The sequence below is a fragment of the Streptomyces sp. NPDC028289 genome (assembly GCF_055565975.1).
The window spans coordinates 464,884-477,027 of sequence record NZ_JBVHTI010000006.1 but is presented as its reverse complement, the minus strand read 5'-3'; the positions used below and the strand labels follow the sequence as shown (position 1 = coordinate 477,027).

General features: G+C 68.8%; 12 protein-coding genes and 3 pseudogenes. 10 read left to right on the top strand and 5 right to left on the bottom strand.

The window, feature by feature from the left end; genetic code table 11:
• Positions 1-99: 99 nt before the first annotated feature.
• Positions 100-402 (top strand): DUF5133 domain-containing protein, encoded by a 303-nt coding sequence (locus ACZ4UV_RS31410; protein ID WP_451023302.1) that lies wholly within the window; start codon positions 100-102, stop codon positions 400-402.
• A 60-nt stretch (positions 403-462) separates the two neighbouring features.
• On the opposite strand, the gene ACZ4UV_RS31405 is transcribed toward ACZ4UV_RS31410, so the two are convergent.
• Together ACZ4UV_RS31405 and ACZ4UV_RS31400 are read right to left on the bottom strand one after the other, a co-directional pair.
• Positions 463-951 carry a MarR family winged helix-turn-helix transcriptional regulator gene (locus ACZ4UV_RS31405; RefSeq protein WP_390035677.1) on the bottom strand — a complete coding sequence of 163 codons (489 nt, stop codon included), beginning with the start codon at positions 949-951 and terminating at the stop codon, positions 463-465.
• Between the two features lie 145 nt (positions 952-1,096).
• Positions 1,097-1,402 (bottom strand): annotated as a pseudogene (locus ACZ4UV_RS31400) (pyruvate dehydrogenase (acetyl-transferring), homodimeric type); the annotation flags it as partial.
• Positions 1,403-1,678: 276 nt separating this feature from the next.
• On the opposite strand from ACZ4UV_RS31400, the gene ACZ4UV_RS31395 reads away from it, so the two are divergent.
• Positions 1,679-2,152: a carboxymuconolactone decarboxylase family protein gene (locus ACZ4UV_RS31395; RefSeq protein ID WP_451021714.1), complete on the top strand. Its 474-nt coding sequence runs from the start codon at positions 1,679-1,681 to the stop codon at positions 2,150-2,152.
• A gap of 371 nt (positions 2,153-2,523) precedes the next feature.
• Complete coding sequence (locus ACZ4UV_RS31390; protein WP_390035681.1) at positions 2,524-2,934, top strand: cupin domain-containing protein; 411 nt, start codon at positions 2,524-2,526, stop codon at positions 2,932-2,934.
• A 175-nt stretch (positions 2,935-3,109) separates the two neighbouring features.
• On the opposite strand, the gene ACZ4UV_RS31385 is transcribed toward ACZ4UV_RS31390, so the two are convergent.
• Positions 3,110-3,838: an SDR family oxidoreductase gene (locus tag ACZ4UV_RS31385; RefSeq protein ID WP_390035683.1), complete on the bottom strand. Its 729-nt coding sequence runs from the start codon at positions 3,836-3,838 to the stop codon at positions 3,110-3,112.
• A gap of 420 nt (positions 3,839-4,258) precedes the next feature.
• Here ACZ4UV_RS31385 and ACZ4UV_RS31380 point away from each other — a divergent pair, with 420 nt between their 5' ends.
• The gene (locus ACZ4UV_RS31380; protein WP_451018111.1) at positions 4,259-4,738 is read left to right on the top strand and encodes an Ohr family peroxiredoxin; all 480 of its coding nucleotides are present in this window, start codon (positions 4,259-4,261) and stop codon (positions 4,736-4,738) included.
• A 138-nt stretch (positions 4,739-4,876) separates the two neighbouring features.
• On the opposite strand, the gene ACZ4UV_RS31375 is transcribed toward ACZ4UV_RS31380, so the two are convergent.
• Positions 4,877-5,407: a DUF1003 domain-containing protein gene (locus ACZ4UV_RS31375; protein ID WP_467842392.1), complete on the bottom strand. Its 531-nt coding sequence runs from the start codon at positions 5,405-5,407 to the stop codon at positions 4,877-4,879.
• Positions 5,408-5,654: 247 nt separating this feature from the next.
• On the opposite strand from ACZ4UV_RS31375, the pseudogene ACZ4UV_RS31370 reads away from it, so the two are divergent.
• The 4 genes and pseudogenes from ACZ4UV_RS31370 (at position 5,655) to ACZ4UV_RS31355 (ending at position 9,350) form a co-directional block, all read left to right on the top strand.
• Positions 5,655-7,383: pseudogene (locus tag ACZ4UV_RS31370) on the top strand (L-aspartate oxidase).
• A gap of 77 nt (positions 7,384-7,460) precedes the next feature.
• Positions 7,461-8,207 carry an SDR family oxidoreductase gene (locus tag ACZ4UV_RS31365; RefSeq protein ID WP_467842389.1) on the top strand — a complete coding sequence of 249 codons (747 nt, stop codon included), beginning with the start codon at positions 7,461-7,463 and terminating at the stop codon, positions 8,205-8,207.
• Between the two features lie 152 nt (positions 8,208-8,359).
• Positions 8,360-8,737 (top strand): annotated as a pseudogene (locus tag ACZ4UV_RS31360) (YceI family protein); the annotation flags it as partial.
• Positions 8,738-8,966: 229 nt separating this feature from the next.
• Positions 8,967-9,350, top strand: a complete 384-nt coding sequence (locus ACZ4UV_RS31355) for an alpha/beta fold hydrolase (RefSeq protein ID WP_451018102.1) — start codon at positions 8,967-8,969, stop codon at positions 9,348-9,350.
• A 120-nt stretch (positions 9,351-9,470) separates the two neighbouring features.
• Here ACZ4UV_RS31355 and ACZ4UV_RS31350 read toward each other — a convergent pair whose 3' ends face one another.
• Positions 9,471-10,076 (bottom strand): TetR/AcrR family transcriptional regulator, encoded by a 606-nt coding sequence (locus ACZ4UV_RS31350; protein WP_390035695.1) that lies wholly within the window; start codon positions 10,074-10,076, stop codon positions 9,471-9,473.
• Between the two features lie 121 nt (positions 10,077-10,197).
• On the opposite strand from ACZ4UV_RS31350, the gene ACZ4UV_RS31345 reads away from it, so the two are divergent.
• Positions 10,198-11,403 carry an ABC transporter permease gene (locus tag ACZ4UV_RS31345; RefSeq protein WP_451018103.1) on the top strand — a complete coding sequence of 402 codons (1,206 nt, stop codon included), beginning with the start codon at positions 10,198-10,200 and terminating at the stop codon, positions 11,401-11,403.
• Between the two features lie 275 nt (positions 11,404-11,678).
• Entirely contained in the window at positions 11,679-12,077 is a 399-nt protein-coding gene (locus ACZ4UV_RS31340) for a winged helix-turn-helix transcriptional regulator (protein ID WP_388908301.1), read from the top strand.
• Positions 12,078-12,144 lie beyond the last annotated feature (67 nt).

The following is a 12,144-nucleotide window of genomic DNA, read 5'->3' as shown; positions in this document are numbered from 1 at the left end:
CAATGCATCGGGCCGGAGCCCATCTCGTCACACAAGCCGGGGACAACCGGTCTTCCCTCACGCCGGTGTGACTCGAACGTCGAAGGGGAGGGCCTGGCTGTGCTCGTTGTTCCGGATCCGAAGGTCGTCAGAGGACTGCTGACCCGGTACGCGTGCCTGCGGATCGCGCTCGCCGAGCACGAGGGACGGGAGAGGGCACGCGAGCTCGAGGACGTGAGTTACACGCTGTGCATCACGATGGGAGCCCGGACCGTCGACGAGGCCATAGCGGCCGCGGACACGCTGCTGGTGGCCCAGGCCGCCGGGCGGGGCGATGTCCAGGAGCCGGACGGCGAGGACGGTCTGCCGACGACCCCGTCCGACTGCTCAGCGCCCGGTGGCATCCCCTCCGTCGCTCCGTAGAAAACCGTCCTCACCCGTTTCCATACGGCCGTGTGCGAACCGGTCCCCGTCCGGGCGTGTTCATGCCTTGCCGTGCTCGGTGGGGTGGGCGAACCGGGTCAGCAGTCCTGTCAGCTGTTCGCGTTCGCCCGGCTCCAGACCGGCCACCAGGCGCTCGGCCAGCGGCTCCGCCGCCACATGCGCCGCATCGAACAGCTCGACCCCCCGCGGCGTGATCTCCACCGCCCGCACCCGCCGGTCCCCCGGAACCGCCTTGCGGACGGCCAGTCCCATCCGCTCCAGATCGTCCACGACCCTCATGACACCCGCCTTGTCCGACCCCGTCGCCGGACCCAGGTCCCGCTGCACCGTCGGCCCCCGGTCGACCAGTACCAGCAGCACCGCGAAGTGCCGCAACTCGATACCCAGCGGGCGCAGCGCCTCCGTCATCACCCCCGCCACCCGCCAGTGCGCCCGCCGCAACAACAGGCCGAGAGCGAAAGGCGAGGCGTCCCCGGGGCGGTCGGTGGCACGCGAGGCGGCCGAGGGGTGCGGAGTGTCGGCTGTCACAGCTCCACGCTATCAGCTGTCCACTCACCCGATACGGTAGCGAATGACACGAAAGGAGAGCGGTCCCGCCTTCGGTGCACCTGGGCACCAGCTCCCGGTTCCGGGCCGCTCGCCACGCGCGTGCGGCCGCGCTCCCGATCACTGCTCACGCGATGGCGGGGCGCCCCGGGCGGTCGTAGCGATCACGAGCCTCGACAACCGTCTCCGGGGCGATCGCGTCCTGGCGCGCCAACCGGTCCAGGGCGGCGATGACGATCCACTCGGCGTCGACGTGAAAATGGCGGCGTACGGCATCACGGGTGTCCGACAGCCCCAAGCCGTCCGTGCCCGGCGACGTGTAGTCCTGCTCGACCCACTGGCTGATCTGGTCGGGCACCTGCCGCATCCAGTCGCTGACCGCCAGTACGGGCCCCGGGGCGCGCCTTTCTGTCACAGCGCGGGTGGGTGAGGGACCGGCTCCTGCCGCGGGGGAGGCCAGCCGGTCACGACACCTGGGACCGCAGTCGTGCCGTTCTTGGGACCGTCTTCGGCACATGGACGACGTGTCCGCCGGCCCCGTGCGGTGATCGGCATCTCGCGATCAAGGTGGGCGCACAACTCGCGAACCCTCGAACCGGGCGCGGTGACGACATGACGACTGAGACCCGGGTCACATCAGGCTTCGGTGTCACACCTCGGCGGGCTGCCCGGTCAGTAGTGGGTACCAGCAATTCCGCAAGGAGGACCCATGGACGCGCGTCTCAACTACTACGGCAATCCGCTCGCGGGCAAGGTGCTCAAGCACCTCGTCTCGGCCAGCAAGGCGCTGTCGGACTCGACGCTGCCGGCCACCGTCCAGCATCTGGTGGAGGTCCGCGCCAGCCAGATCAACGGCTGCGGCTTCTGCACCGACATGCACACCAAGGAGGCCACCCACGCCGGGGAGACCTCGGTGCGGCTCAACCTGATCGCCGCCTGGCGGGAGGCGACGGTCTTCACCGAGGCCGAGCGCGCCGCGCTGGAGCTGGCCGAGCAGGGCACCCGCGTCGCGGACGCGGCCGGTGGTGTCACCGACGAGGCCTGGGCGAACGCCGCGAAGCACTTCGACGAGGACCAACTCGCGGCGCTGACCAGCCTCATTGCCGTCATCAACGCCTACAACCGCATCAACATCATCACCCAGCAGCCGGCCGGCGGCTACCAGGTCGGCATGTTCGGCTGAGCTGGAAGCCGGGGCCGGATGCCGGATGCCGGATGCCGGGAGGCAGCCGGGCAGGGACAACCCTTGTCCCGTCATCGATGCCTTCGACGCGGAGAACGACGTTCAGGCGCCGGCCGACTGCGCTCGAGCAGGTGGTCGGCCGAGCCCGTTTCTTCGGAGCCCGGCACCGCTGCGCCGACGTCGCCGCTCCCGGTACCGCAGCCGGCCGAACGGTGGCGGGCGAACACCGGCCCGCCGCGCGTGACGCGGGAGACCCGCGGCGTGTCACAGCAGTGGGCCGCGTTCTGTCTTCGCTGTAGATCAAGTCGTTGTGAGCCTGGAACCGCTGACGCGAGCTCGTCCGTTCCGGGCCGGTACACGGAGGTAGCACCATGCACGAAATGCACTCAGAGGACGGATTCGGACCGAAGATGCTGGCGGACGTCAAGCCGCCTTTCATTCCCGAGGGCGCTTCCGGAATGACCGTCCTCGTCGAGTGGGCTCCCGGTGACCCCGGGACTCCCCCGCACCGTCACTCGGGGCCGTGTTTCGGCTACGTCATCGAAGGAGCGGTCCGGTGGGAGCTCGAGGGCGAGCCGGAGCACGTGATCAAGGCGGGTGAGACGTTCTGGGAGCCGGGCGGTGAGGTGATCCACTACCAGAACGGCAACGCCTCCTCGGAGGTGCCGGCCAAGTACATCGTGTTCATGATGTGCGCGCCGAACCAGCCGATGCTCACCCTGGTCGACGACGAGGAGCTGGAGAAGCGGGCCCACCTGCGGGCCCCCCGCCCCACCGACTGAGCTCCGCCTGCGCACAGGCCGGTTCCCGACGGAGTCACGGGACCTTGGCCGACGACAGCGAGCAGCCCCTCCCCTGCGCACCGCCATGGATCTCGCCATGGCGGTGCCGTCGTATGAACGGCGGGCGGCCCCGGACGGACGCACGGCGCCCCCGGACGCCCCGACCGCGCCTTGGTCAGGAAAGCCAGTCGGTGTAGCGGGTGGGCGCGAGGTGCGCGTTCTTGTCGGTGAGGACGTCGCCCTTGACCACGGCGAACATACCGGCGGTGGGGTCGGTGACGACGGTACGGGGGTCGCCCTTGTGGGACAGAGTGATCCGGCCCAGTTCGTCCAGGGGGAAGATCTCGGGGCCGGCGATGTTGCGGATCCCGTTCAGCGGGGCGCCGGCGGCCACCTCGGCCACCGCGTGCGCCACGTCCTGGGAGGCGATGGGCTGAATGGGCGTGGCGGGAAGCCGGACGGTGTCCGCGTCGGCGGTCCAGGACAGCACCGCATCCATGAAGTCCATGAACTGCGTGGCCCGGACGATCGAATAGGGGATCGGCCCGTCCGCGAGGATCTTCTCCTGAAGCGCCTTGGCGCGGTAGTAGTCCAGCTCGGGCACCTGGTCCGTGCCGACGATCGAGAGGATGACGAAGTGGCCGACGCCGCCCTTGTCGGCCGCCGCCAGGAGGTTGTCCATCGAGGTCTGGAAGAACGCGAGGGAGGCGTCGTCGAAGGTCGGGGAGTTCGTCAGGTTGATGACGACGTCGGCTCCCATGACCGCCTCGTCCAGGCCCTGACCGCTGAGGATGTCGACTCCTGTGGACTGCGAGTGCGGCACCGCCTCGTGCCCGGCGGCGTTCAACTCCTTGACGACCTGCGACCCGATCAGTCCCGTACCGCCGATGACCGCGAACTTCATGACATGCCCTTCCGCCGGTAGCGTGTCCGGAATATTACGTAAGTCACTATATGTGGGCACCAAGGGTTCGGCTTGGACACATGTCAGGGTGCGCAGCAGCCTCCGTCAGCCGCGAGGCGACCCAGCCGCACCGGCCTCGACGGCGACTGTCACAACGGCGGGGATCTGTCGGTCAACTGACTGTCCGCATCTGGAAACCCTCCATACGCGAAGGTGCCCCCCTATGGCATTCGACATCACCGGTCCGTCGGGTTCTGCCCATGGCCGCCCGGAATCCCGCAGCGCACGGCGGCTCGGTACAAACAGGCCGCGGGGTGCACACAGGCCGACGAACGTGAGCCCTACCGCGTCGTTTTCGGCTCAGCGCCCGGCTGTGTACTGCGACGCCGACGGAGACATGCCGTGAACGAGCCGACCCGGTTGCCCGATCTGTCCACCGACAAGGACTTCGACGGAGAGGCCTTCGCGCCGATCTACACCACCACCGTGACGGTGAACGGGGGGATGGCGCATCACGGGCGGGCCTCGGGAAGGGCCCGCTCGGGCGACGGCGTCCTGGATCTCGACCTGCGCATGCCCGCGGAACTGGGCGGAGACGGCCAGGGGACGAATCCCGAGCAGTTGTTCGCCGCCGGCATTGCCGCCTGTTTCCACGGGGCGCTGAGTCTGGTCGCGCGGCAGGCCGCACTGGACCCCGCAGCGATCTCCGTGGAAGCGACCGTGGCTTTTGGGCGGGACCCGGAAGACGGCGGCTACCTGTTGCACGTCGACCTCGAGGTCAAGTGGCCGGACATCGACCTTGCCGTCGCCGCCCCGCTCGTGGAGAAGGCCGATTCGCTCTGCCCCTACACGAAGATGGCCCTGCGGGGAACACCGACAAGCATCAGGCTGGCCCCATAGCCGACGGCGTCGGCTGCTTGCCCGGCCGTATGTCGCTTCGACGGCTGTCGTGTGTCTCGCGCTTGCGCACGACAGCCGTCGGAAGAGAGTGCCGCCCACCGCTCCCCACCAGCGATACCGGCCGCCGGAAGGCCACGTTCACAGCGCATCCGGGGCCACGGGCGGAACGTGGGAGCCCGATTCCAGCGCGTTCCTGCTCTGCTTGATGATCTCCTGGACGTGCAGCTCGATCTCCTGCGGATTCAGGCCGAGCGCCTTGCCTGTGTGCACCGCCCAGATCTCGGCACGAAGATTGGTCTCGAAATCCAGATCGGCCCGGACGTTCTCCCGTGCGGCTTGCCGGTTCTGGCTCACCATGACGAAGGTGGACAGGAAGATGGCCTCAAGGCTCACGATCATGGTGAGCAGCCCGAACGGGTAGGGGTCGAAGACCGCTGCGGCGCCGAACAGTCTGAGGTTGAGGGCGATCCACACCGCGAACCAGACGGCATGCAGGTAGACGAAGCCCATCGTGCCCGCGAAGGCCGTGATCGCGTCCGCGAACCGGTCCTGCGACGTGCGCACCCTGGCGAACACCAGCCGCTCGTGGCGCGCACGGAGGTCGAGGCGGTCAGTGCCGCCGGAAGCGGAGCGCGGCCGGGAGGGCCGGCCTTCGGATCGAACGGTCATTCGTACCTACACCCTCATTCCCTCGCCGAGGACGCCATCGCCACCGGCCGCCCATGGCCCCGGCACGACCAGGTGGGGACGCCCGGAACGCCCCCATGCCCGGAGGACAGCTGGGAGTACGACCGGAGGTATGACCGTGGAGCCCACGAGATTGTGACGGCCGACGCCTGATCCGGGCGCTGTCACAGGTTCCGGGACGGCGCGGTCCTAGTAGTGGGTGACAATCCCACGGCGATCGGAGTAGGTCGTGACTCTCACCGAACAACGTATTTCCGCCACGGTGCTGGTGATCGGAACCGGAGGTGCCGGGCTGCGCGGCGATCGAACTGGCCGAGGCCGGTGTCGACGTCCTTGCGGTCGGCAAGCGCCCCAAGGAGGACGCGCACACGGCGCTTGCCGCCGGAGGAATCAATGCCGCGCTCGGCACCATGGATCCCGAGGACAGCTGGCAGCAGCACGCGGCCGACACGCTCAAGGAGAGCTACCTGCTCGCCAATCCCCGCACCGTGGAGATCGTCACCCAGGGTGCCGCCCGGGGCATCGGCGACCTGGAGCGCTACGGCATGGCCTTCGCCCGTGAGGAGGACGGACGGATCTCCCAGCGCTTCTTCGGCGCTCACACGTTCCGGCGGACCGCGTTCGCCGGCGACTACACCGGTCTGGAGATCCAGCGCACGCTCATCCGGCGCGCGGAGCAGCTGAACATTCCGGTGCTCGACGGTGTCTACATCACCCGGCTGCTGGTCCACGACGGCGCCGTCTTCGGTGCCTACGGCTTCGATCTCACCCATGGCACGCGGTACCTGATCCACGCCGACGCGGTCATCCTCGCCGCGGGTGGTCACACCCGGATCTGGCGGCGGACGTCCTCCCGGCGCGACGAGAACACAGGCGACTCGTTCCGCCTGGCCGTGGAGGCCGGCGCCCGGCTTCGCGACCCCGAGCTGGTGCAGTTCCATCCTTCCGGGATCATCGAGCCCGAGAACGCGGCCGGCACCCTCGTCAGCGAGGCCGCGCGCGGTGAGGGCGGCATCCTGCGCAACGCGCTCGGCGAGCGGTTCATGAACCGCTACGACCCCGCCCGCATGGAGCTGTCGACCCGCGACCGCGTGGCCCTGGCCTCCTACACGGAGATCAAGGAAGGGCGGGGCACGCCCAGGGGCGGAGTGTGGATCGACGTCTCCCATCTGCCGCGGCAGACGATCATGACGCGTCTCCCCCGTGTCTACCAGACCCTGCTCGATCTGCAGATGCTGGACATCGCCCGCGATCCGATCGAGATCGCGCCCACCGCGCACTACTCGTTGGGCGGGGTGTGGGTACGCCCCGAGGACCACAGCACCGACGTGCGCGGCCTGTACGCCATCGGTGAGGCGTCGAGCGGCCTGCACGGTGCCAACCGCCTCGGTGGGAACAGTCTCATCGAACTGCTGGTGTTCGGCCGTATCACGGGCCAGGCGGCCGCCGCCTACTCTCGGTCCCTGACCGCCCGGCCGCGGTCGGCGTCGGCTGTCGCACAGGCCCGCGCGGAGATCGACGAGCTGCTGGTGGCCGACGGACCGGAGAACGTCCGCGCCCTGCAGCGCGCCATCCGCAACACCATGACCGAGCACGCCGGAGTCGTACGCGACGAAGAAGGCCTGCGCGCCGGGCTCACGGAGCTCGAGGCGATCGAGAAGCGGATGGAGGACGTCGGCGTCCACCCGGACATCGCCGGCTTCCAGGACCTCGCACACGCCTTTGATCTCAAGTCCGCGGCGCTGGCGGCCCGGGCCACCCTCGAAGCGGCACTTGAGCGCCGGGAGACCCGCGGCTGCCACAACCGCAGCGACTACCCCCACCTGGACCCCGCTCAGCAGGTCAACCTCGTGTGGTCGCCCACGACCGGTATCACCCGGGAGAGCATTCCTGCCATCCCCGACGAGATTTCCTCCCTGATGGCAGAGGTCTCGGCCGACGGAAAGCTCGCCGAATAACGCCGGGGTCCGGTCCGGGAACTTTCTCGATTCTTGCAATGAATACCCACGAAGAATACCTACGAAAGGACACCGCTATGAAGGTCGTAGTGATCGGTGGAACCGGGCTCATCGGCTCGAAGCTGGTGGGCAGGCTCGGCGAGTACGGGCACGAGGCGGTCGCGGCCTCGCCCAACACCCACGTCAACACCGTGACCGGCGAAGGGCTGCCCGAGGCACTGCGGGGCGCGTCGGTCGTGGTCGATGTGTCGAACTCCCCCTCGTGGGTCGACGAAGACGTCATGAACTTCTTCCGCACCTCGACCGCCGACCTTCTGCGTGCCGAGGCGGACGCCGGTGCGACACACCACGTCGCGTTGTCCGTGGTCGGTACGGACCGCCTCCAGGAGAGCGGCTACTTCCGTGCCAAGCAGGCGCAGGAAGAGCTGATCAAGGCCTCCGGCATCCCGTACTCCATCGTCCACGCCACTCAGTTCTTCGAGTTCGTGAACGGGATCGCGGACATCTCGACGGAGGGCGACACCGTGCGCCTGGCCCCCGTCAAGTTCCAGCCCGTCCACTCCGACGACGTGGCCGCGGCCGTCGGCCGCACCGCGGTCGGCGCCCCGGTCAACGGCGTGGTGGAGGTCGCCGGCCCGGACGTCTTCCAGCGCGACGAACTCATCCGTCAGCTGCTCGCCGACAAGGACGACACACGCACGGTCGTCACGGACCCGAGCGCCCCGTACTCCGGTGCCGAGCCGGAGGAGACCACGCTCGTGCCGGGTCCTGACGCGCACATCGCCGAGACCCGGTTCACCGACTGGCTCGGGCAGCAGCGATAAGTCCTGCGAGCGGCCCCTGGCGGCAGTCAGGGGCAGGCCGGACCCGACCGCGTGAAACCCACCGCCTTTCGCGCCACCCCCTCGCAGGGCTGACCGGCGTGTACGCCATAACCCCGGTCCACAGCACAGTCGCATTCTCCGTGCGGTACGGCATGGTCACGAACGTGCGTGGAACATTCACCGCCTTCGAGGGGATTCTCAAGCTCGACGGGGGATGCCCCACTCGGTCCGAGGCCTACCTCAGTGTCCAAGCCTGCAGTGTCGACACGGGATATCCGGAGCGCGATGTGCATGTCACCGGCCCGGATTTCCTCGATGCAGCGACCTTCCCGCTGATGAGCTTCCGCTCGTACGGAGTCCGCCATGCCGGTGACGACCGGTTCCGCATGTCGGGACACCTCCTGATCAAGGGCATCGAACTGCCCGTTCACGTCGACCTCGGGTTCTCCGCGGGGCGCCGGGACACCGGCCGTCACAACGGTGTCGGTTTCACGGGCAGGGCCACGTTGCAGCGTTCCGACTGGGGGCTCGGCGGCAACAGGGCCCTGGCCACGGGCGGAGTTCTCATCAGCGACAAGGTGCGGCTGAGTAGACATCCGTGCCGTGCGACTGGACCAGTGACAGGGCGCACCGGCCGCGCCCGAACCACCCATGCCGATGCCGCTTGCCTGGCCGGCTACCTCAAGACGGTCAAGTGCGTCCTGGTAGGCCACTGGTACGGCGGCATGGTCATCACGAACGCCGCCCTCGGCAACACGGATGTCGGATCCGACGACGGTGTTCAACCTCGTCCCCTTCCCGGGCGCATCGGACGGCGACGCCGACCTCTACCTGAAACCGCAGGTCGTGCGCTCCTCGTTCGCGCAGGACCTGCCCGCCGCACAGCAGAACCGGATCGTTGCGGCCCAGCGCCCGCTGGCAGCTTCCGCGGTCACCGAGCCGTCGGGTGAGCCGGCATGGAAGACGATCCCCTCGTGGGCGCTGATCGGACGCCAGGACAAGATCATTCCGGCGGCCGCGCAAGAGACGGCGGCGAAGGTCGCGCACACCAAGGTCCAGGAGATCGACTCCTCGCACCTCTCCCTGGTCTCCCACCCCGGCGCCGTGGCCAGGCTCATCACCACGGCGGCCCGCGCCAGCTGATCCGTACGCGGCCCTCGCGATCAAGGGTTCCGGGACAGAGCTCTCGGGACCCGTCGAAGGGAAGAAGCACCGCCCTCGACGACACCGTCGAGGGCGGCTGCCCGATGTTCCGGAGACCGCTCAGCGCTCACCGGCCGGTCCCGGCCACAGCGCCCGCACCGCGTCAGGCACCTCGGCCACCACGGCCGGATCGAGCAGAGCCACTTGCAGGATGTAGCCGGGCAGGACGGAGAGCATCGTCGAAGCGATCCCCTCTGCGGTCGCGTTCGTCGGCAAACCGCCCCGCTCCTGGTGGTCGCGGACCAGAGTGACGAGATTGGCGCGCATGCCGCCCATGAGGTCGTCGAGCTTGCGCGCCAGCGAGCGGTTGCGCATGGCTTCTCCCCAGACCAGAACCGCGAGGCCGGCCACGTCCTCCTCGGCGGACTTGACCCGAATCACGTCGAGCAGTTCCGCCATGACCGCCCCCATGGACTGGCCCCGCCGGTTCGCCGCGACGGCGACCGTGATGTCCAGGACATCGCGCATGTTCTCCTCGGCGATCGCGAGGATCATCTCGTCCTTGCTGGTGAAGTGCCGATACACCGCGCCCGCGGACAGCCCCGACTCCGCGAACAGGTCCTGCATGGACGTGGAGTGGAACCCGTCACGCAGGAAGCAACGGCGAGCCGCGTCCAGGATCTGCTTGCGGCGGGCGTCCATGTGCTGCTGAGTGACCTTGGGCATGAGACAAGAATACCAAAGAAAACGAACGTTCGTGTTGACGTTGCCGACCCCACAGGCCAGACTGAACCCTCAAGAAAAACGATCATTCCTTTTTATGAGAGGGCGGGCCGTGAGGAACCCCTTGTCAGGACACCAGACATGGCGGGAAGTAGCCATTGCCGCCGTGGTGCTGCCCATAGTGATCACTCTGGCGGTGATGACGTTCGCCTGGCCGGCGGGGCGGATCTCGCCGCGCGACGTCCCGGTCGGGATCGTGGGCACGGGGCCGGCCAGTCAGCACGCGGTGGAGAAACTGACTCAGCAGAAGCCCGGCGCCTTCGACTTCCGCCTCTACCCCGACCAGCGCGCGGCGCGGTCGGCGATCAGGAACCGGGATGTCTACGGAGCCTTCGCCATCTCCGGCCACGGCATCACCGTACTGACGGCCACCGCCGCAAGCCCCTCCGTGGCCCAGCTCCTGACCGATGTCGGACAGCAGCTGGCGGACAAGGCCTCCGAGCAGGCGACCGCCCGGCAGAAGGCTGCCGAGCAGAAGGCCGGCGGCGCGCGTTCGCCGGCGAAGGCCCACAAGCAGGCAGCCGCCCAGCAGGGAGCCGCCGGCGCTGATGCCCCGGTGAGGATCCTCGCGAAGTCGGTCGACGTGGTGCCCGTCGCCGCGGACGACCCTCGGGGTGTGGTGTTCAGCTCATCGGTCTTCCCGCTCACGATCTGCGGCATCCTGATCGGGGCGTTCGTCACGATGGCTCGCGGCCTGGCACGCCCGCGGCACCGGGTGCTGACGCTTCTCGTCGCATGCGCCGTCGCGGCCCTCGGCGTCTATGTCGTGGCCCAGGGTTTCCTCGGGGCGCTGCCCCACAACCACGTGGCCACGTGGGCGATCCTGACCCTCGACCTGCTCTCCGTCAGCGCCACCGCCGCCGGTGTGATCCGGCTCCTGGGGCCGGCAGGCCTCGGGCTCAGCGCCGCGCTCATGGTCTTCGTCGGAAACGCCTTCTCCGGCGCCACCTCCGCTCCGGAGATGCTTCCCAAGGGCGTGGACTACGTCGGACAGTGGCTGCCCCCAGGCGCCGGTGCCGGCCTGCTGCGCGACATCACGTACTTCGACGGCAACGCCGACGCCGGTCACCTTGCCGTCCTCGTCCTGTGGACCGTCTGCGGGCTCACGGCGGTCATGTGCGGCCACTGGGTCATCAGGGAAGGCCGCGGCACGAAGAGCGGTGCGCCGGCTTCCGGAGAGCTGCTCCCGGCACCGCCCGGGTCCGGCACCGCCCTGACGGTGCGGCGCCACGCGCACGCGCACGCCCGTCGCCATGACGGGGAGGACTGATACGAGCGCTTCATGTGCGCGCTCACGACTTGGCCGCCGGGAACTTAAGGCCGATACCGAAGACCGATGAGGCGCTGACGCGCGCCGGCCACTCCCCGAGCGCACGGCCGCCCGCAGGAGCCGACAACCCCGTTGGCGGGGACGCACCACCAACCGGGGAAGCCGCCCGGCCGACTCCCGACACAGCTACGGCTACGACCACACCCACGACCACCGAATACAGCGCGAGTTGTCGCACCGCGACGGCTCGCGCCGTACCGGAACGGACACGCACCATGCCCACCCCACAAGACCCTCACCCGGCAGACCGAACCGAGCATCCGCGGTCCGCCGACACCTCTCCGGCCATCGCCCGGGCCTTCGCCCTGCTCAGCAACGACTGGAACGGCCTGATCCTCATGGCCTTGGCCAAAGGGCCGGCCGATTCCGCGCAGATTCGCGAGCGCGTCCCCGGCATCAGCAGCCGCATGCTCACCCAGCGGCTCCAGGAGCTGACCGCGATCGACCTGGTCACCCGGGATGTCCGGCCCGGGCTGTCGTCGCGGCCCCGTTACGCACTCTCTCCGCACGGCAACGCGTTCCTCGTCCCCCTGGCCGTTCTGTTCCTGTGGGCGGAAGATCACCTTCCTGCGAACAGCTCACCGGCCGACCGACCGGCCACGACTGGCCCCTGACAACTTCCCGTCCAGACGCGACCGCCATGGAAGGCGCGAGTCGGCGGGGCTACGATCCATGGTATTT

What these genes read in the sequence shown, in the direction of transcription:
- ACZ4UV_RS31395 (WP_451021714.1), top strand. Translation starts at nt 1,679, where the DNA reads ATGGACGCGCGTCTCAACTACTACGGCAATCCGCTCGCGGGCAAGGTG.
- ACZ4UV_RS31390 (WP_390035681.1), top strand. Translation starts at nt 2,524, where the DNA reads ATGCACGAAATGCACTCAGAGGACGGATTCGGACCGAAGATGCTGGCG.
- ACZ4UV_RS31385 (WP_390035683.1), bottom strand. Translation starts at nt 3,838, where the DNA reads ATGAAGTTCGCGGTCATCGGCGGTACGGGACTGATCGGGTCGCAGGTC.
- ACZ4UV_RS31375 (WP_467842392.1), bottom strand. Translation starts at nt 5,407, where the DNA reads ATGACCGTTCGATCCGAAGGCCGGCCCTCCCGGCCGCGCTCCGCTTCC.
- ACZ4UV_RS31365 (WP_467842389.1), top strand. Translation starts at nt 7,461, where the DNA reads ATGAAGGTCGTAGTGATCGGTGGAACCGGGCTCATCGGCTCGAAGCTG.
- ACZ4UV_RS31355 (WP_451018102.1), top strand. Translation starts at nt 8,967, where the DNA reads ATGTCGGATCCGACGACGGTGTTCAACCTCGTCCCCTTCCCGGGCGCA.
- ACZ4UV_RS31350 (WP_390035695.1), bottom strand. Translation starts at nt 10,076, where the DNA reads ATGCCCAAGGTCACTCAGCAGCACATGGACGCCCGCCGCAAGCAGATC.
- ACZ4UV_RS31340 (WP_388908301.1), top strand. Translation starts at nt 11,679, where the DNA reads ATGCCCACCCCACAAGACCCTCACCCGGCAGACCGAACCGAGCATCCG.